Raw genomic sequence first — 17,525 nt, forward strand, 5'->3', positions numbered from 1 at the left:
GGCGGCGATGGCAAACAAGGCACTGGCAACCCGGCAAAAGATGCGGCTGCGTGTCGAGCCGACGCCGCCACTCAAGCCCCGCAATCCGTTCGCCGGCTTCGCCAAGGCGCGCGCGGCTGGAGCGCATGCAAAACCCGAGGCCAGCGAGCGGCTGGCCGCGAAGCGTGCGCTCCAGAAGGTCAAGCTGGAGCCGGACGACGAGTAACCAGCGCCGGCGTTATTTCGCCGGCATGATCAGCGGCTTGCCCTTCTCGACGAAATAGGTGGCGATGCCCGCCCCGGCCACCGTGCCGGGGTTCCTGGCCGCGTGGATGGTGCCGGCCGGGATGAAGACGGATTGCCCCGCCTTCAGCATCACGGGCGCTTTGCCGTCGGGCAGGTACTCCAGCGTGCCCTCGACCACGTATCATCACCCGGATGCGTATGCCTCGGCACGCCATGGCCCGCGTCGACCTCGACGCGCACCTCGACGACTTCGCGTCCCGACACCACGCTGTCGTGCTTCAGCAGATCGGTGCGCCGCACGCCCGGCACCTGCGCCGCCGCCTGAGCACATGCTGCCGCACTGAATAACGCCAATACGAACACGCTTGCCGTTTTCATACGTTCTCCTTGGGTCTCGATTGGACACCGGCGCAGCGGCGAGGACACGGAAGTTCGCACCTGAACTGATGCGCATCATAACGCTGACCGGACCCAGCAGGCGGTCGTGGCTGGCGGGACTCGACATTTCTTGAACTGCCCTGCCTTCTTCTGTACATTCGTCAGGCCGAGTTGACGAACGAAAACAGAGAACTGACCACAACCATGAGCTCCCCCGACATGCTGCTGGACGTGCTGCGCGCCGAACTACGCGCGGCCGGGATCACCTACAAGATGCTGGCCGACCGCATCGCGATGAGCGAATCGAGTATCAAACGCATGTTCGGCCAGAAGGACATGACCCTGTCGCGCCTGGCGCAGATCTGCCAGGCGGCCGGCATCGCCATGGAAGACGTGCTGCGGCGCGCGGCCGATGCGCGGCCGCAGGCCGACACGCTGACGCTCATCCAGGAAACGGCGCTCGTCGCCAACCCGCGCCTGCTGCTCGTGGCGATCTGCTGCCTGGGGCACTGGAGCCTGGAACAGATGGTGGAAACCTATCGCTTGAGCGAACCCGAATGCATCGGCTTGCTGGTGGAACTCGACCGCCTCGGCGTGATCGAACTGAAGCCGCTGAACCGTTACACGCTGCGGGTCTCGAACGCGTTCCGCTGGCTGCCGGACGGGCCGGTGCAGCGCTTCTTCCGCTCCTACGTCGTCGAGGATTATTTCGCCGGTAACTTCGACGGTGCAGGCGAAACGTTGATGTGCCTGCCCGCACGCCTGTCGCTGGCGAGCGCCGCCGAGCTGGCGGAAAAGATCCATCAACTGGCCGGAGAACTTGCGCGCATGCACCGCAACGACCGCCGCCTGCCCCCGCAGGAGCGCGACGGCTTTACGTTGCTGGTCGGTTTCCGTTCGTGGGAATTCGCGGCGTTCACCGCGCTGCGGCGCTGAGCAGCCTTACTGCGTATTCATCTGGCCGGCCGGATTTTGCGGCGGCATCTGCTGACCGTTCGGCGTCGGATTGATCGGGTTCGGATTCGCGGGCGGCGGATTGTCGTGCGTGCCGACGTCGCCCGGGTTCGTCATGGACGGCTGCGGCTGGACGGCGCCCGGCGCCATCGGCGGCTCCGGCACGGCCTGCACCGGCTGCGCGGCCGGTGCGGTCGTGATCTGCTGGGGCTGCGGAAAATTCTGCTGCGGCATGCCGCCCGGCGGCGCCCCACTGGGCGGCATGCCGCCGGGCGCGCCACCCATCGCCGCGGCGGGCTTGGTATCGGTCGCCAGGTCGACACGCTTCATGACGCCGCCATCGGACAGCATCACATAGCGCGGGTGGACTTCCGCCAGCGTGATGCCGGGCGCCAGCTCCTTGCCGACCCGCAGCGCCTTCGGCGGCGAACCTTCGGCGACGATGATCGCCACGCTGCTGCTCCCGTCCGCCACGACGCCCGTCAACTGGTAATTGGTCGCGCTTGCCACGGAGACTTGGCCACCAAACAAGGTAGCGGCGGCATCGATGGTCGGGTCGGGCATGGCGGCCTGCGGCGCCGCCGCGATCGGGCGCTGGGGCGGCTGGTACAACTGCATGATCCAGTACGCCAGCGACACGGCAAACAGGACCACGCCCAGCAGGCTCAGGAAAAAAGGCAAGCGCTTGTTCATCAGTTTCCTTGTCACTGCACCAACTGGTTGATTTCAATAATCGGCATCAGCACGGCCAGCACGATCAATAGCACGACGAGGCCCATGGCCAGGATCAGCACGGGCTCCAGCAGGCCGGCGATGGTCATGGTGCGCCGTTCGAGGTCGGCCTGCTGCGAATTCGAGGCCCGTTCGAGCATGGCCGGCAGCTCGCCCGTGATCTCGCCCGCGCGGATCATGTGCACGAGCATGGGCGGGAACAGCTTTTGCGCCGACAGCGCCCGCGCCAGGCTCACGCCCTCGCGCACGCTGGCCGTCGCCTGCTCCACGAGTTCCTTCATCGCCACGTTCGACAACGTGTCGCGGCTCGTCTCGAGCGCGCGCAGGATGGGCACGCCGGAGCCCGTCGTGATCGCCAGGGTGCTCGCGAAACGGGTCGTGTTCAGGCTGCGTTCGAACTTGCCGTACACGGGCGCGTTCAACAGCCACGTATGCCAGCGGCGCTTGAGCACGGGGTTGCGCAGGGCGCGGCGCCACGCGTACCACGCCGCGATGACGACCAATGCCACATAGATCCCGTAGGCGCGCGTAAAGTTCGACACACCGAGCATGAGGATGGTCAGGAACGGCAGTTTCTGCTTGGTGTTGGCGAACACCGAGACGATCTGCGGCACGACATAGGTCAGCAGGAAGATCACGATCGCGAACGCGACGACGGTGACGATGGCCGGATAGGTAAACGCCAGGCGCACCCGCTGCACGAGGGCGTTGCGGCGTTCGATGTAGTCGGCCAGGCGCGACAGCACGCGCGACAGCTGGCCGATCTGTTCGCCGGACGCGACGAGGGCCCGATAGATCTCGGCGAAGTCGCGCGGATGGCGCGCCAGCGCGCTGGAGAACGACGCGCCGCCCATCACTTCGGACCGGATCGACGCGATCAGGTCGCGCACGTAGGCACGCTCGGCCTGTTCCAGCAACGCGGTGAAGGCCTGTTCGAGCGGCAGGCCGGCTTCCAGCAGGCTCGCGAGCTGGCGCGTGAACAGCGCGAGCTCGACCTGGGACAGGCGCTCGCCGAAGCCGCGCGCGCGCGCCGCCCCGCTCTCGTCGACCTGGGCCGCGATGGCCTCGACGGCGAGCGGCGTCAATCCCTGCAGGCGCAGGTCGGCGCGCGCGGCACGCGGGCTGTCGGCGTTCAGGACGCCCTTGCGGGTAACGCCGCCCGTGTCGACGGCTTCATAGCGGAAGGCGGGCATCGATCAATCCACCTTCGTCACGCGCAGCAGTTCGGCTTCCGTCGTGATGCCTTCCCGCACCCATCGTTGGCCATCGTCGTGCATGGTCTTCATGCCGGATTTCAGGGCCGCGTTGCGGATCTCGGCCTCGGCGGCCTGGTTGTGGATCTGCGAACGGATCTGTTCGTTCGTCTCGAGCAGCTCGTACACGCCCACGCGGCCGTGGAAGCCCGTATGGCCGCAGCGGTCGCACCCGACCGCCACCCAATGTCCCGCTTCCTGGCGCTTGCAGTGCGGGCACAGCTTGCGCACGAGACGCTGGGCCATCACGCCCAGCAGCGACGACGACAGCAGGAACGGCTCGATACCCATGTCCAGCAGACGGGTAACGGCCGAGGCGGCGTCGTTCGTGTGCAGTGTGGCGAGCACAAGGTGGCCCGTCAGCGAAGCCTGCACGGCGATTTGGGCCGTTTCGAGGTCGCGGATCTCGCCGATCATGATCACGTCCGGGTCCTGGCGCAGGATCGCGCGCAGGGCCTTGCCGAACGTCATGTCGATGCGGGCGTTGACCTGCGTCTGGCCGATGCCGGGCAGGTCGTATTCGATCGGGTCTTCCACCGTCATGATGTTGGTGGTCGTCGAATTCAGGCGCGACAGCGACGCGTACAGGGTCGTCGTTTTACCGGAACCGGTCGGGCCCGTGACGAGCACGATGCCGTGCGGCTGGTTGATCAGCTTGTCGAACTGCGGCAGCATCTGCCCGCTCATGCCGAGATGGCTGAGGTCGAGGCGGCCCGCTTCCTTGTCGAGCAGACGCAGCACGGCGCGTTCGCCGTGGCCGGTCGGCAGGGTCGACACGCGCACGTCGACGGGCTTGCCGCCGATGCGCAACGTGATGCGGCCGTCCTGCGGCAGGCGTTTTTCCGCGATGTCGAGCTGCGACATGATCTTGATACGCGAGATCAGCGACGCGTGGATGCCCTTGCGCGGGCGCACGATGTCGCGCAGCGCGCCGTCGATGCGGAAGCGCACGACGGACGTCTGCTCGAACGGTTCGATGTGGATATCGGACGCGCCTTCGCGCAGCGATTGCGTGAGCAGCGCGTTGATCATGCGGATGACGGGCGCATCGTCGGACGATTCCAGCAGGTCCTCGATCGCGGGCACGTCCTGCAGCAGCTTCGTGAGGTCGAGGTCGGCGTCGAATTCGTCCGCGACCTGCGACGCGTCGCCGCCGGCCGACTGGTACGCGGCGGCAATGGCCGATTCCAGTTCGGCGCGTTCCATCCGCCGCAGGGTGATGCGCCCGAAACGGCGCGAGACCTCGGCGATCGCCGCGGGCTTGGTCGCATTCGAGACCAGCACTTCGACGGCTTGCGACGGGTCGCCGTTGGAACGCGCCAGCACGCCGTAATCGCGTGCGAATGCGTAGGGCAACAAATTATTCATCGTCTTCAGTTCTGTTGGGTCGGCGTCGCCGGCCGGTATTCGGGTTGCGCGGGTTGCACAGGGCGGAACTCCGGCTGGGCCGGCGCCTTGGGCTGGCTCGTGCCCGGCCCGGTGGCGGCACCCGGACGCGCAGCGGCGGGTGCCGGCGGCGGCATCGTGGCCATCGGGCTGCCCGCGGGCGGCTGGCCATTGACCAGGCTCGGCAGCACCGGTGCGCCGAGATTCTTCAGCAGCACGGTGTCGTCGACCGGTTGTGCCGTCGCGCCGGCGGCGCGCATGAATTCGTAGCGGTCCATCGACAGGCTGTCGTTCTGTTCCTTGCTGCGCACCACGACCGGGCGCAGGAACACCATCAGGTTACGTTTGGCGCGCGTGCGGGTGCGGTACTTGAACAGGTTGCCGATGATCGGAATGTCGCCCAGCCCACGCGTCTTTTCGTTGTTCTCGGATTCATCATCCGAGATCAGCCCGCCCAGCACGACGATCTGGCCATTGTCGGCCAACACGTTGCTCTCGATCGCGCGGACGGTGGTCACGATTCCCGACGCCGAGCTGACGGAGTTGTCGATCCCCGAATTCTCGTGGTAGATCGCCAGCTTGATCGTACCGCCTTCGGAAATCTGCGGGCGCACTTTCAGCAGCAGGCCCACGTCCTTGCGGTCGACCGTCTGGAACGGATTGCTTGCCCCGCTCGCGCCCGTCGTGAAGGAACCCGTAATGATCGGTATGTTCTGACCGACCTTGATCGTCGCCAGTTCGTTATCCAGCGTGATCATGTTCGGTGTGGACAAGATGTTGGCGTGTCCCGTACTTTCAAGGGCATGCGCGATCGCGCCCAGGCCCAGCTCGCCGTTCACCTGCTTGAAGAGGCCGATCGACAGGCCGGTCGGCGTCGGGATCGAGCTGCCGGTGGTCGCGCCGGACGCGCCGCTGATGCCCGTCGCCGCGGCCAGCGCCAGGTTGACGATGTTGTTGTTGCTGCCGCCGAGGCTGAACGACTGCAGGCCGCCGACGCGGTAGCTGCTGTTGTTGTTGCCGGTCAGGCCCACCCATTGCACGCCGAACTCGGACGCGTCGGTCGACGTCACCTCGACCACCAGTGCCTCGATGTAGACCTGGGCGCGGCGCACGTCGAGCTGGTCGATGACGGCGCGCAGGTTGCGGTACATGGCGTCCGGCGCCGTGATGATGAGGCTGTTGGTCGACGCGTCGGCCTGGATGAAGCCGGAACCCTGTCCGCCGCCGGCACCGCCGGCCGTGGCCTGGCCCTGCTGGGAGAACGAGCCGCCCGTGCCGCCCATGCCGACGCTGCTCTGCTGGCCCTGCTGGCCGCCGAGCCCGCCGGCACCGCCTGCGCCGCCGGTGGCGGTGGACTGGATCGAACCGCCCGCCGTGCCCTGCTGCTGCACCGGTACGGCCGACGCATCCTGCGACACGACGGCGCGCAAGGTCTGCGCGACCTTGCTGGCGTCGGCGTTCTTCAGGTAGACCACGTGGATGTTGCCGAGTTCCGCCGTCGGCTGGTCGAGCTTCGCGATCAGGTTCTTGGCCATGCTCGCGCGCGCGGGCGACGGCGCGCGCACGATGACGGAGTTGGTGCGCGGATCGGCCAGCACCGTGACGCGGCCCGCGTCGCCGCCGGCCGCCGGTTCCATCAGGCGCGTGACGAGCGTGGCGACGTCGCTGGCGATGCCGTTGCGGATCGGGACCACGTCGAGGTCGCCGGTGGCCGGCGCGTCGAGCGCGGCGATGATCTTCGACAGGCGGCGCAGGTTGTCGGCGTAGTCCGTGATCACGAGGCTGTTGTTGCCCGGATCGGCCATGATCGAGTTGTTGGGCGAGATCAGCGGACGCAGCACGGCCGTCAGGTTCGCGGCGGACTCATGCTGCAGGCGGTAGACCTGCGTGGCGATCTGGTCGCCTTTGACCCGCGAGCCGCCGGTGCCGACCTGCGTGGGCGACGACTGCAGCTTCGCTTCCGCTTCCGGCACCACCTTGGCATAACCGTCGCCGGTGACGACCGCATAGCCCTGCAGGCGCAGTGCCGAGGTCAGCAGCGAGAAGGCCTGGGCCCTGGTCAATGTCTTTTCCGAAACGAGCGTCAGCGTGCCTTTCACGCGCGGGTCGATGATGAACGTCGTCCCCGTGTAATGGCCGACCGCCTTGATCACGGACTCCATGTCGGCATTGACGAAGTTGAGCGCGGCGCCATTACCACTACCGTCCTGGGCATGGGCGAGCGGCGGCAGGACGCTTGTTCCGACGGTGCAGCAGAGCATGGCGCCGGCCACGATGCGGCGCAGTGCCGGGAGTTGCTGGATGCTGCGGGTTGGATTTTTTTTCATCATCTGAACTCTAACGCGATTATGTTCTTGCCGTTCACCATACGCCGTTGACCCAGCAGGTTGAGCAGGTTGCCCAGCGTGTCTTCGTACTTGTCGGCCGCCGCGGCCTGTCCCGAGAAGTGCAAGCGGCCGTTTTCCAATGCTCCATTACCAGACAGCAGGAGCGCACCGCTCACCGTACGCAGCACCACGTCGGCCCGCTGGCCGTGCCAGTCCATGGCCATCTCGTAGGTACCGAGCGGTTTGATCGGGCTCATGCGCGATCCCATGTCGGTCAGCGACAGCACCGTACGTCCGCTCACCGCCACCGTATTGCCCTGGCGCGCGATGTCCAGCAGGTTCCAGGACAGCTTGATCGTGCCCGTGAGCGCGAGCGTGTTCAACGGCGCACCCAGCCCGGCCAGGCCTTCGGCCGGCAACAGCAACTGGCCGGCGCTGACCTGCCATTGCGACCAGCTGCCGCTGACGTGCACGGGCTGCGCCAGCGCCTGGTCGTTGGCCAGGTCCATGCTGACATCCCCGAACAGCACCAGCGGCGACAGGCGCCAGCTGAAGCGTCCCGGCAGCAGCGGGGTGACGGATCCGCCCGCGCCCGGCGCCCCGCCCACAAAGGCTGAGCCGCGCCAAAGCGTACCCTGCGCATCCCCCAGAGTCAAACGGCCATCCGTCTGGCGTTCGACCATCGGCGCGAGCCATGCCGCCGGCAGGAACGCGAGTACCGTCAGGATCACCGCGAGCGTCGGCAGCGCGATCCAGGCAAACGTGCGCCTCATTGGCCGCTGCCGGTGTTCTGGCGCAGCGTCAGGCTGGCGTCGACCTGGCCGGCGGCGGGCAGGGACGTGACGACGGCGTCCTGCACGAGCAAGCGGTTGGCGCGGCGCTGCTCGTCCAGCCACGTGGCCAGGTTGGCGAACGCCACGTTATTCAACTGCAGCTTGATGTACTCGCCGTTCACCGACAGCGATTCCGGATTCAGGCCGCGTCCCGACAGGCTGCTGCCGACGGTTTCGCGCGTGAGCGGCACGACGTGCGTTTCCGGCGCCTGGGCCAGCGTGCTCGCTTCCTGGGCCATGGCCTGCATCTCGGCCGCCTGCTGGCGCAGCTGCGGCAACTGGCGGCGCAGCTGGGCGCGCCCTTCGATGGCCGGATCGACGAGCAGCAGGTACAGCAGCGCGGCCAGCACGACGGCGCCGCCGGCCGCCAGGAAGCGGCGTTCCTGCTCGGTGCGCGCGAGCCAGAGCGCCGTGGCGCGCTCGCGGTACTGGGCAAAGGTGGTGGCGATGCTCATGGTTTGGCTCCCGTGCTGCGGATGACCCAGTTGCCCGGCGTGCTTTCTTCCAGCGTGAGCCGGCGCGTGGCCAGGGCCGTGCGCAACTGCCCGGTCAAACCGGGGTCGACCGTTTCGGGTTTGACTTTGACGGTCAACGCGCGTTCGCGGTATTCAATTGATACAAGTCCAACCGGACGGCCGAGCGATCGCGTCGCTTCACCCAGCGCCGAGGCGAGATAAGTAAATTCGTCGGGCGACACGTCGCCCGTGTTGGCGCGCGCGCGGGCGATGTGCTGGCGCATCTGCAGCACGGGATCGAGGATCGTCGTTTCGCGCGGATACACGTTGCGGTAGGTCTGGACCATCGACTGGCGCACCGTGTTGGCTTCGCGGCGCAGGCGCAGCCAGTCGACGTTCAGCCCGATCAGGTTGACGGCCACGGCCAGCGCGCCGAGCGCGATCGGCCAGCGCCAGCGGCGCCAGTCGCGCGTGGGCGCCCCCGCCGCGCCGAGGCCACTCACGAGGTCCAGCGCAGTCGTCTTGGAACCGGCGATCCAGTGCGTCCAGCTGTCGGCCTCGATCAGGATGCCCGGACCGGCTTCCTGCGCCAGCGCCTGGTATTCGCCCACTTGCGCGGGCGGCACGTACAGCACGAGCGGGGCGTCGCCGCTGAAGGCGCGCGCCGTCTGCAGCACGACGGCCGGCGTGGCGTCGAGCGCGAGGCCGAAGCCCTGGAACAGGCTCTGGCGCAAAGTCAGTTCGACGCCGGAAATGGCGGCGGCAACACTGCCCGGCTGCAAAGGCAAGCACAGTTGCGCGGGCTCGGCCATGATGGTGCGCGCGCCCTGCGCCAGCAGGCTTTTCACGATGCCTTGCAGCCAGTCGCGCTCGACCACCGCGATGGGCCGCATGCCGTCGGGCTGCTCGGGCGCGGCCACGAGGACGGCGTCCATCGGATCGCCCAGGATGTGTTCTTCGACGAGGCCCGGCAGCGCGGCCTTCAGGCGCGCGCCGGACAGCGGCGGCGCCTGCACCTGCAGCAGGGTCACGTCGGCGGCGGCGAGCAGCAGCACGATGCGGCGGCTCGTGCCGACCAGGTCGCCCAGGTTGCGCAGCGGGCCTTCGCCATGCTGGTCGATCGCGCCGCCATCGGTGACGAGGGCGAAGCGGCACAACGCATGTTCACCTTCGGCACGCGCAGGATGCCGGATATAAAGTGTGCTCAAACTGTCTCGCTTTCTCGATCTTCTGTTGGTCGTTTTAACATGCCCTGCGCTATCCCTCGAGACTTCTCTTCAATGTTCAATACTGGCGGATCCACACCACTTTCGGCCCGCTGCCCGCCACCAGGTTCGACGACCGGTGGATCAGCGCCTGCGCATCCAGCGCGGCCCGATCCAGGCGGATGCGGCTGTCGACCAGGAACCAGTCGCTTTTCACGCTCGCCGAATCCTGCGCCGGCTTCCGGTTGTCGCCGATCTCGGTCTCGAAATAATTGAGACCGCGCCACGCCGCCTGCTTGCGCCGCACGATCAGCGTATTCGCTTCCGACACCGACATGTCCGGCACCACGGCCGCCAACACTTCCGCCGGCGCCGTGTTGACGTTCACCGGCGTCTTTTCCGGCAGCACCGTCACGAACGGCCGCAGCCGCTCGACGATGGCCGGCGTCACGCCCCGCACCGACAACAGATCTTCCACCTGCAATACCTTCAACGGCGCGCCGACCACGGGCGCGACCTGCTGCCGCGTCGGATCGTTGCCCTCTTCCATCGTGGCCGGCAAACCGGCCGCGACGAAGTTCGCGATGCGCAGCGCGAGGCCCTGGTCCAGCTGCAGGTTGTTCAGCAGGCGTTTGAAGATCTCCAGCTGCTGCGGATCCGGCAACCCGCGGCTCATTCCCAGGTTGCGCAAATTGTAACGCGAGCATGCGTCGGTAATGTTACCGGACAGGCTTGCATCGAACGTTTCTCCTTCGACCCGCTGGCGTTCGACGTATTGGTCCAGGCGCGTTTCCGCCAGCGGCGTCGCCCAAACCTGGTCGAGCGACGTGTAGTCGCGGTGGTCGATGCCGTCCTGGAACAGCACCAGCGTCGACCAGTCGAGCGCGCCGCGCAGGATCCACTTGGTCTGCAAGTGCAGGCGCTGGTTTTCCATCGAACGCACCTGCACCTGCTGCTGCCAGAACAGGCTGGCGACGATGGAGATCGCCAGCGTGGTGAGCAGCAGCGCGGTGATCACGGCCACGCCGCGTTCGCGCGCAGGCCGGCGCTGGCGCGTTCTCATGGTTCCCCCAGCAGGAAGGATTTGACCATCGGCTGTTGCAGGTTCTGGGCCTGCAACGCGACCTGCAGGCCCGTGGGTTCGTTGCTCACCTGCGCCGCCTGGTCGGGCGACGGGGGCTGGGGCGGCGGCGGCGCCTGGCCCGTGCCCGCCGCATTCGCGCCGGGATCGACGCCGCCCTGGCGCCACGAGTTGTTGAGCCAGGTCGCGACCTGCATCCCCGTCACGCCGGTCTGGATGGCCACGGCCGGGTTGGTGTCGGCATCGCTGGTGACGGCCTGCCACAGCGCGTCGAGCTGGACGAGGTCGCGCGTCGGCTGCGACTCGCGCCGCATCAAGGTGCCGTTGACGATGCGGTACGCGACCACCTGCAGCCGCGACGGCTGGTTTTCCGCGAACACTTCGCGCACGAGCGTCAGGCGGTCGGCGCCGACGAGGAGATAGGGCCGCTGGTCGACGACGTCGCGCTGGGCGATGTGTTCGCAGTCGCTCTGCATCTGGGCGAAGGCCAGCTGCATGCCGCGCGTCGTTTCCATCTGCTGCGTGAGGGCCACGCGGGCACGCACGATGCCGTCCAGCCCGCGCCAGCCGAGCACGGCGACGATGGCCAGGATGCTGATCGCCACGAGCAGCTCCACGAGGGTGAAGCCGCGGGCCGGGGAAGAGTTCGTCATCGCCACGGCTTCAACACGAGTTGGACCAGCTTGACGATGCGCCGGTTGGGGTTTTCGATGTCGTACACGGAGACCTCGACCCGGCGCAGGCGCGGGTTCGGGCTGGCGATCACTTCTTCCTGGCACACGAGGTGCAGGTCGCCCTGCGGGCAATCGAAGCTGTGCTTGCCGATGTCGGGGAATTCCTTGCCCAGGCGGATCTGCACGAGCCGGTTTTCGGCCGACCACGTCGCCATCATCGAGGCGCGCAGGCCGCTGCCGTTGGCGCTCAGGCTGCCGACGGCGCGCAGGCCCGCGCCCAGCGCCGTGCCCACGATGACGAGAGCCACGAGCACTTCGAGCAGCGTGAAGCCGCGTTGCCGGTTCGGGAATCGCATGGCGCGCATGATTGACCTCTTCACTCCACCGTGAAGTGCCCGACCCCGTCGGCGCGGATGGCGACGCGGTCGTTGCCGCTGGCCAGCGTGAGCACGAACGGCTTGTCGACCGGTTCGCTGCCGAACGTGATGCGCAGCGGATTCAGGGTACCCGCGCTGGTCGGATCCAGCAGCAGGGTCAGCGGGGCATTCTTGAAGTCGCGCTCGCGCAGCATGTCGTCGTTCGCGATCGGTTGCCAGCGCGTTTCGGTACGCACGAGGAAGTGGTAACGCTCGGGCGTGGCTTCGAAGGCGACGAGGCGGTTGCGCACGATCGCTTCGTCGCGCGCCAGCTGCAGCAGCAGCGCGATACGCTGCGCCTCCTTCTGCAGGTCCTGGTGCGGGCTGGGAATGGCGTTGAGGCTGGCCAGCCCCAGCGTGATGCCGATGATGACCATCACGACCATGATCTCCACCAGGGTGAAGCCGCCGGCGCGGCCCGGCGCGCGCGTGGTCATCGACACACCTACGTTATTTGTTGTCCCACGAACCGACGTCGGCATCCTCGCCGGTACCGCCCGGCTGGCCGTCCGCGCCCAGCGAGAACACGTCGATCTCGCCGTGCAGGCCAGGCGACAGGTACTGGTACGGATTGCCCCACGGGTCCTTCGGCAGCTTGTCGATGTAGCCGCCTTCCTTCCAGCCGTTGGCGGCCGGGCCGCTGGTCGGCTTCTGGACGAGGGACTGCAAGCCCTGCTCCGTGGTCGGATAGCGCTGGTTATCGAGCTTGTACATCTTCAGTGCCGACATCAGCGTGGCGATGTCGACGCGGGCCGCGGTCACGCGCGACTCGCCGGTACGGCCCAGCAGCTTGGGAACGACGAGCGCACCCAGGATGCCGATGATGACCACGACGACCATGATTTCGACGAGGGTGAAACCGCGCTGGCGGCGCTGCCGTGCGAAACGATGCTTGAAGTTCTGCATAGATGTGATGGAAGTGGTCGAAAAAACAGTATAAGGCCGAACGAGCGGGGATGAGGTTAAAAGTCGTTTGGAAAATGTTCCAACTCGTCAGGAAAATTGTCTAATTGTAAGATAGACGGCGCAGAAAGACACCTTCTACGTGCGCCGCGACTCATTCTACGCCGGGACGCCCCGCGCAAACGGGGCAGCACGGATTGCGCGCCACGCCGATCTCCGTCCACTCCATGGCGCGCGCATCCAGCATCTGCAGCCGGCCGGCCAGCGAACGGCCGCTTCCGGCCAGCAGCTTCAGCGCCTCGGCCGCCTGCATGGCGCCGATGATGCCGACCAGCGGCGCGAACACGCCCATCGTGCTGCATGCCACTTCCTCGAACTTGCCGTCCTCCGGGAACAGGCAGGCATAGCAGGGCGAAGCGGGGTCGCGCACGTCGAAGACCGAGATCTGCCCGTCGAAACGGATCGCGGCGCCCGCGACGAGCGGGACGCCGGCGGCAACGCAGGCGCGGTTGACGGCATGGCGCGTGGCGAAGTTGTCGCTGCAGTCGAGTACGACATCGGAATCGCGCACGAGTTCCCCTAAACGTGCGGCATCGGCGCGTTCGCGCAAGGCGACGACCTCGACCTCGGGATTGATCTGGTGCAGGGCTTCACGGCCGGACTCGACCTTGGGCTGGCCCACGCGGGCCGTCGTGTGCATGACCTGGCGCTGCAAATTCGTCAGGTCGACGGTGTCGTCGTCGACGAGCGTCAACCGGCCCACGCCGCCCGCGGCGAGATACAGCGCGGCCGGCGAGCCGAGACCGCCGGCGCCGATCACGAGCACGCGCGCGGCCAGGAAGCGCGCCTGGCCTTCGATGCCGATCTCGTCGAGCAGGATATGGCGCGAATAGCGAAGCAGTTGCTGGTCGTTCATCGCTTCGGTGCAGACGGCTTGGCGTCGTCCTTGATCTCGGCCGGCTTCGGCTCCTGGCCCGGCAGCTTGGCCGGCGCGGGCTTGTCCTCGTCCGGATCGGCCTTGGCGAGCTGCACTTTCAAGCCCTTGAAGTGATTCAGGGCTTGCGCCAGCTGGAAGTCATCCTTGCCGCCGAACTCGACCGGTTTCGCATTCTTCAGCGCGGCCATGGTGAACTGCTCTTCCTCGAGCTCGTCGCGGCGCTTCGCGTTCGCGCTCTTGCTGTCGGCCGCCTCGTTGGTCAGGTGGTGATCGAGGTCCGCCTCGCGCACGCGCACGGCGTTCAGGCCGTCGCCTTCCGGCGTCTCGTCGACCTTCAGGTCCGGCACGATGCCCAGCGCCTGGATCGAGCGGCCCTTCGGCGTGAAGTAGCGCGCGGTCGTCAGCTTCACGGCCGTGTCGGGCGTCAACTGGCGCAGGGTCTGCACGGAACCCTTGCCGAACGTCTGGCTGCCCATCACGATGGCGCGCTTGTAATCCTGCAGCGCGCCCGCGACGATTTCCGACGCCGAGGCCGAGCCCGTGTTGACCAGCACCACCATCGGCACGGTCTTCAGCGCGGCCGGCAATTTCGCCAGCGGATCGGCGCCCGGCTTGACGGCATAGAATTCGCGCCGGCCGTAGAACGTGGCGTTCGACTCGGCCAGCTGGCCCTTCGTCGAGACGATCACGTCGTTCGCCGGCAGGAAGGCGGCGGAGACGCCGATCGCGCTCGGCAGCAGGCCGCCCGGGTCGTTGCGCAGGTCCAGCACGAGACCCTTGATGTTCGGATTGCGGGCGTACAGGTCCTTCAACTTGTCCGCGACGTCGTCGACGGTCTCTTCCTGGAACTGGTTGATGCGCAGCCAGGCATAGCCGGGCTCGATCATCTTCGCCTTGACGCTGGCCACCTTGATTTCCTCGCGCTCGACCGGCACGACCCACGGCGCGTCCGCGCCGCGGCGGGCGATGGTCAGCATCACCTTGCTGTGCGGCTCGCCGCGCATGCGCTTGATGGCATCGTCCAGCGACAGGCCTTTCACCGGCACATTGTCGATGCGCGTGATCAGGTCGCCCGCCTTGATGCCGGCGCGGTAGGCGGGCGAATCCTCGATGGGCGAGACGATCTTGACGTAGCCGTCTTCCATCGCGACCTCGATGCCGAGGCCGACGAAGCGGCCCTGCACCTCTTCGCGCATCTCGGCGAAATCCTTCTGGTCCAGGTACACGGAATGCGGATCCAGCGAATTCACCATGCCGGCGATGGCGTCCGACAGCAGCTTCTTGTCGTCGACCTTCTCGACGTAATCGCTTTTAATCAGGGCATACACGTCGGCCAGCTGACGCAGCTCGTCCAGCGGCAGGGGCGCATCGCCGCCCTTTTGTGCCAGCGCCGAATACTGGACCGAGGCGGCCACCCCGGCCACCATGCCGAGGCCGATGAGACCGAGGTTCTTGAGTTTCTTGCCCATGCTGTTCCCTGGATTGTGCTTCCGGAAATTAGAACCTGATCCAGCTCGAAGGATCGAACGCTTTTCCGAGATGCCTGAGCTCGAAGTATAGCCCCGATTCCTCGTTACCGCCGGTATTGCCGGCACTGGCGATGACGTCGCCCGGCTTGACCGCGTCGCCGGCCTGCTTCACCAGGGTCTGGTTGTTGCCGTAGATCGACAGGTACTCGCCGCCGTGGTTGATGATGATCAGGTTGCCGTAGCCGCGCATCCAGTTGGCGAACACGACACGCCCCGCCGCGATGGCGCGCACGTCGGTGCCTTCCGGGGCCTTGATGAACATGCCGCGCCACGTCGGACCATCGCCGCGCTTGGCGCCGAAACGGGCCGCGATCTTGCCGGAGATCGGCGCCGGCAGGCGGCCGCGCAGGCTTTCGAACGCGCCGCTCGGCAGGTCGGCGGCCAGTGCCGTGTCGGCCGAACGCTGCGGTGCTTCCGGTTTCGGTGCCGGCTCCTCGGCCACCCGCGTCTCTTCCGGCTCGGGTTTCGGCGGCGGCAACGGTTTGACGGGCTTGCCCGTCTTGGCCGCTTCCTTGGCCGCTTCGCGCGCCAGGCGTTCGCGCTCTTCGCGCTGCGCCCTGGCCCGCGCCAGCGCACGTTGTTTCGCCTCGGCGGCCGCTTTCGCGCGCGCGGCGGCCAGTTCCTGTTGGCGCTTGCGCTCGGCCGCGGCGGCGATTTCCTGTTCGCGGATCAGGCGCGTCAGGCGGTCGACGAGGCCGCTCATGCGCTGCTCGTCCCGTTCCAGGCGGCTCGCCTGCTTGCGCTGGTCCGTCAGCTTGCTCGACAGGTTCGCCAGCAGGGCGGCCCGTTTGGCCTTTTCCTTTTCGAGCAGCGCCTTTTGCGACTTCTGCTCTTGTGCAATTTCTTCCAGCTCGTCCCTGGCGTTCTGCGTCTCGGCGTGGTTCGCCTCGACGGCCGCCAGGTTCGTGCGCAGGGAATTCAGTAATTTCGCTTGCGCCTGCGAGACGTAGGCCATCATCTGCAGGTCGCGGTTGATCCGGTTCGGGTTATCGCCGGACAGCAGCAGCTTGATGCGGTCCTCGTTGCCGGCGATATAGTGCTGGCGCAACAGCTTCGCCAGCTGGCGCTTCTGGGCCGCGATGGTGTCGCCAAGTCTCGCCTCTTCGGTCGCGAGATCCTTCAGCCTGGTATTGGTCTCGGCCTGCTCGTCCGCAAGTTCGCGCAGCGAGCGGTTGGCGTCGGAAATCTTTTCTTCCGATTCCGCCAGCTCGTCGGCCGCGTCTTCCTTTTCGCTCTCGGTGCGGCTGATGTCCTTCTTGAGCACATTGAGCTTTTGCTGGATGCCGGCGCGCGCCGCCTCGGCGGCGGCCTTCTCCTTGCTGCGCGTGGTCTGGCGCGGCGCCGCCTGCACGCTGCCGAAGGCGAACGCACAGGCCAGCAGGCCGCAGACCAGTTTGCCGCGGGCGGACAGGCCCGCGGACGTCGACTTCACGAAGGAAAAACGCAAGACTTACTTCGCCTTCCCTTGGTTGGCCACGGCGGCCATGGCGGCCGCGATCGCTGCCTGGTCGCCCAGGTAGTAGTGGCGGATCGGCTTCAGGTCCGCGTCCAGTTCATACACGAGCGGGGTGCCGTTCGGGATGTTCAGGCCGACGATGTCCGTGTCGCTGATGTTGTCCAGCATCTTGATCACGGCGCGCAGGCTGTTGCCGTGGGCCGAGATCAGGATCTGCTTGCCGGCGCGGATGGCCGGGGCGATTTCCTCGTCCCAGGCCGGCATCACGCGGGCGACGGTGTCCTTCAGGCATTCCGTCAGCGGGATCTCGGCCTTGTCGAGGCCGGCGTAGCGCGGGTCGTTGAAGGACGTGCGCGGATCGTTCGCTTCCAGCGCCGGCGGCGGGGTGTCGTAGCTGCGGCGCCATACGAGCACCTGCTCGTCGCCGAACTTGGCGGCGGTCTCGCCCTTGTCCAGGCCCTGCAGCGCGCCGTAGTGGCGCTCGTTCAGGCGCCAGTCGTTCTTGACCGGCAGCCACATCATGTCCATCTCGTCCATGGCCAGCCACAGGGTGCGGATCGCACGTTTCAGGACCGAGGTATAGGCCAGGTCGAAGGTGAAGCCGGCTTCCTTCAGCAGGCGGCCGGCCAGCTTGGCTTCATTGACCCCTTTTTCGGTCAGGTCGACATCGGTCCAGCCGGTGAAACGGTTCTCGAGGTTCCAGGTGGACTCGCCGTGGCGCATGAATACGATTTTGTACATAGGTGCTTTATAGAAAAAAGTGAGCAAGAAATACCGATCC

Annotated in this window: 20 protein-coding genes; 2 read left to right on the forward strand and 18 right to left on the reverse strand. The window is 66.8% G+C overall.

The window, feature by feature from the left end:
- Positions 1-7 precede the first annotated feature (7 nt).
- Positions 8-205: a hypothetical protein gene (locus ACEN9G_RS11445; protein ID WP_413342519.1), complete on the forward strand. Its 198-nt coding sequence runs from the start codon at positions 8-10 to the stop codon at positions 203-205.
- 12 nt (positions 206-217) lie between these two features.
- Here the strand turns inward: ACEN9G_RS11445 and ACEN9G_RS11450 are convergent, their stop codons facing one another.
- Both ACEN9G_RS11450 and ACEN9G_RS11455 read right to left on the reverse strand, forming a co-directional pair.
- A complete protein-coding gene (locus ACEN9G_RS11450; RefSeq protein WP_413342532.1) occupies positions 218-355 on the reverse strand; it encodes a cupin domain-containing protein in 138 nt (45 codons plus the stop codon).
- On the reverse strand, positions 355-603 hold the full coding sequence (locus ACEN9G_RS11455; RefSeq protein ID WP_413342521.1) for a cupin domain-containing protein: 249 nt from the start codon (positions 601-603) through the stop codon (positions 355-357). Before ACEN9G_RS11455 ends, ACEN9G_RS11450 begins: the two co-directional genes overlap by 1 nt.
- 204 nt (positions 604-807) lie before the next feature.
- Here ACEN9G_RS11455 and ACEN9G_RS11460 point away from each other — a divergent pair, with 204 nt between their 5' ends.
- On the forward strand, positions 808-1,539 hold the full coding sequence (locus ACEN9G_RS11460; RefSeq protein ID WP_413342523.1) for a helix-turn-helix domain-containing protein: 732 nt from the start codon (positions 808-810) through the stop codon (positions 1,537-1,539).
- A 6-nt stretch (positions 1,540-1,545) separates the two neighbouring features.
- Here the strand turns inward: ACEN9G_RS11460 and ACEN9G_RS11465 are convergent, their stop codons facing one another.
- From ACEN9G_RS11465 to gpmA, 16 genes are all read right to left on the reverse strand, one after another.
- Positions 1,546-2,250: a type II secretion system protein N gene (locus ACEN9G_RS11465; protein ID WP_413342525.1), complete on the reverse strand. Its 705-nt coding sequence runs from the start codon at positions 2,248-2,250 to the stop codon at positions 1,546-1,548.
- A gap of 11 nt (positions 2,251-2,261) precedes the next feature.
- Positions 2,262-3,482: a type II secretion system inner membrane protein GspF gene (gene gspF / locus ACEN9G_RS11470; protein ID WP_413342527.1), complete on the reverse strand. Its 1,221-nt coding sequence runs from the start codon at positions 3,480-3,482 to the stop codon at positions 2,262-2,264.
- 3 nt (positions 3,483-3,485) lie between these two features.
- Positions 3,486-4,910: a type II secretion system ATPase GspE gene (gene gspE, locus ACEN9G_RS11475; protein ID WP_413342528.1), complete on the reverse strand. Its 1,425-nt coding sequence runs from the start codon at positions 4,908-4,910 to the stop codon at positions 3,486-3,488.
- A 5-nt stretch (positions 4,911-4,915) separates the two neighbouring features.
- On the reverse strand, positions 4,916-7,255 hold the full coding sequence (gene gspD, locus ACEN9G_RS11480; protein ID WP_483126660.1) for a type II secretion system secretin GspD: 2,340 nt from the start codon (positions 7,253-7,255) through the stop codon (positions 4,916-4,918).
- On the reverse strand, positions 7,255-8,028 hold the full coding sequence (gene gspN / locus ACEN9G_RS11485) for a type II secretion system protein N (RefSeq protein ID WP_413344417.1): 774 nt from the start codon (positions 8,026-8,028) through the stop codon (positions 7,255-7,257). The genes gspD and gspN overlap by 1 nt, the downstream gene beginning before the upstream one ends.
- On the reverse strand, positions 8,025-8,543 hold the full coding sequence (locus ACEN9G_RS11490; RefSeq protein WP_413344419.1) for a type II secretion system protein M: 519 nt from the start codon (positions 8,541-8,543) through the stop codon (positions 8,025-8,027). The genes gspN and ACEN9G_RS11490 overlap by 4 nt, the downstream gene beginning before the upstream one ends.
- Positions 8,540-9,751: a type II secretion system protein GspL gene (gene gspL / locus ACEN9G_RS11495; RefSeq protein ID WP_483126661.1), complete on the reverse strand. Its 1,212-nt coding sequence runs from the start codon at positions 9,749-9,751 to the stop codon at positions 8,540-8,542. The genes ACEN9G_RS11490 and gspL overlap by 4 nt, the downstream gene beginning before the upstream one ends.
- 76 nt (positions 9,752-9,827) lie before the next feature.
- A complete protein-coding gene (gene gspK / locus ACEN9G_RS11500) occupies positions 9,828-10,811 on the reverse strand; it encodes a type II secretion system minor pseudopilin GspK (RefSeq protein ID WP_413345205.1) in 984 nt (327 codons plus the stop codon).
- Positions 10,808-11,482 (reverse strand): PulJ/GspJ family protein, encoded by a 675-nt coding sequence (locus ACEN9G_RS11505; protein WP_483126662.1) that lies wholly within the window; start codon positions 11,480-11,482, stop codon positions 10,808-10,810. Before ACEN9G_RS11505 ends, gspK begins: the two co-directional genes overlap by 4 nt.
- Positions 11,479-11,868, reverse strand: a complete 390-nt coding sequence (gspI, locus tag ACEN9G_RS11510) for a type II secretion system minor pseudopilin GspI (RefSeq protein WP_413336922.1) — start codon at positions 11,866-11,868, stop codon at positions 11,479-11,481. Before gspI ends, ACEN9G_RS11505 begins: the two co-directional genes overlap by 4 nt.
- A gap of 11 nt (positions 11,869-11,879) precedes the next feature.
- Entirely contained in the window at positions 11,880-12,356 is a 477-nt protein-coding gene (gspH, locus tag ACEN9G_RS11515) for a type II secretion system minor pseudopilin GspH (RefSeq protein ID WP_371764244.1), read from the reverse strand.
- A 13-nt stretch (positions 12,357-12,369) separates the two neighbouring features.
- Positions 12,370-12,825 carry a type II secretion system major pseudopilin GspG gene (gspG, locus tag ACEN9G_RS11520; RefSeq protein ID WP_371764243.1) on the reverse strand — a complete coding sequence of 152 codons (456 nt, stop codon included), beginning with the start codon at positions 12,823-12,825 and terminating at the stop codon, positions 12,370-12,372.
- Positions 12,826-12,976: 151 nt separating this feature from the next.
- On the reverse strand, positions 12,977-13,738 hold the full coding sequence (locus ACEN9G_RS11525) for a HesA/MoeB/ThiF family protein (RefSeq protein ID WP_371771676.1): 762 nt from the start codon (positions 13,736-13,738) through the stop codon (positions 12,977-12,979).
- Positions 13,735-15,228, reverse strand: a complete 1,494-nt coding sequence (locus ACEN9G_RS11530) for a S41 family peptidase (RefSeq protein WP_413336921.1) — start codon at positions 15,226-15,228, stop codon at positions 13,735-13,737. The genes ACEN9G_RS11525 and ACEN9G_RS11530 overlap by 4 nt, the downstream gene beginning before the upstream one ends.
- 28 nt (positions 15,229-15,256) lie before the next feature.
- Positions 15,257-16,669, reverse strand: a complete 1,413-nt coding sequence (locus ACEN9G_RS11535) for a murein hydrolase activator EnvC family protein (RefSeq protein WP_413336924.1) — start codon at positions 16,667-16,669, stop codon at positions 15,257-15,259.
- A 69-nt stretch (positions 16,670-16,738) separates the two neighbouring features.
- Positions 16,739-17,485 (reverse strand): 2,3-diphosphoglycerate-dependent phosphoglycerate mutase, encoded by a 747-nt coding sequence (gpmA, locus tag ACEN9G_RS11540; protein ID WP_413336920.1) that lies wholly within the window; start codon positions 17,483-17,485, stop codon positions 16,739-16,741.
- Positions 17,486-17,525: the final 40 nt, after the last annotated feature.

Source organism: Massilia sp. Masssp94, from assembly GCF_059491305.1.

Coding starts and splice junctions, on each gene's coding strand:
- ACEN9G_RS11445 (WP_413342519.1), top strand. CDS start 8: ATGGCAAACAAGGCACTGGCAACCCGGCAAAAGATGCGGCTGCGTGTC.
- ACEN9G_RS11450 (WP_413342532.1), bottom strand. CDS start 355: ATGCTGAAGGCGGGGCAATCCGTCTTCATCCCGGCCGGCACCATCCAC.
- ACEN9G_RS11455 (WP_413342521.1), bottom strand. CDS start 603: ATGAAAACGGCAAGCGTGTTCGTATTGGCGTTATTCAGTGCGGCAGCA.
- ACEN9G_RS11460 (WP_413342523.1), top strand. CDS start 808: ATGAGCTCCCCCGACATGCTGCTGGACGTGCTGCGCGCCGAACTACGC.
- ACEN9G_RS11465 (WP_413342525.1), bottom strand. CDS start 2,250: ATGAACAAGCGCTTGCCTTTTTTCCTGAGCCTGCTGGGCGTGGTCCTG.
- gspF (WP_413342527.1), bottom strand. CDS start 3,482: ATGCCCGCCTTCCGCTATGAAGCCGTCGACACGGGCGGCGTTACCCGC.
- gspE (WP_413342528.1), bottom strand. CDS start 4,910: ATGAATAATTTGTTGCCCTACGCATTCGCACGCGATTACGGCGTGCTG.
- gspD (WP_483126660.1), bottom strand. CDS start 7,255: ATGAAAAAAAATCCAACCCGCAGCATCCAGCAACTCCCGGCACTGCGC.
- gspN (WP_413344417.1), bottom strand. CDS start 8,028: ATGAGGCGCACGTTTGCCTGGATCGCGCTGCCGACGCTCGCGGTGATC.
- ACEN9G_RS11490 (WP_413344419.1), bottom strand. CDS start 8,543: ATGAGCATCGCCACCACCTTTGCCCAGTACCGCGAGCGCGCCACGGCG.
- gspK (WP_413345205.1), bottom strand. CDS start 10,811: ATGAGAACGCGCCAGCGCCGGCCTGCGCGCGAACGCGGCGTGGCCGTG.
- ACEN9G_RS11505 (WP_483126662.1), bottom strand. CDS start 11,482: ATGACGAACTCTTCCCCGGCCCGCGGCTTCACCCTCGTGGAGCTGCTC.
- gspI (WP_413336922.1), bottom strand. CDS start 11,868: ATGCGCGCCATGCGATTCCCGAACCGGCAACGCGGCTTCACGCTGCTC.
- gspH (WP_371764244.1), bottom strand. CDS start 12,356: ATGACCACGCGCGCGCCGGGCCGCGCCGGCGGCTTCACCCTGGTGGAG.
- gspG (WP_371764243.1), bottom strand. CDS start 12,825: ATGCAGAACTTCAAGCATCGTTTCGCACGGCAGCGCCGCCAGCGCGGT.
- ACEN9G_RS11525 (WP_371771676.1), bottom strand. CDS start 13,738: ATGAACGACCAGCAACTGCTTCGCTATTCGCGCCATATCCTGCTCGAC.
- ACEN9G_RS11530 (WP_413336921.1), bottom strand. CDS start 15,228: ATGGGCAAGAAACTCAAGAACCTCGGTCTCATCGGCCTCGGCATGGTG.
- gpmA (WP_413336920.1), bottom strand. CDS start 17,485: ATGTACAAAATCGTATTCATGCGCCACGGCGAGTCCACCTGGAACCTC.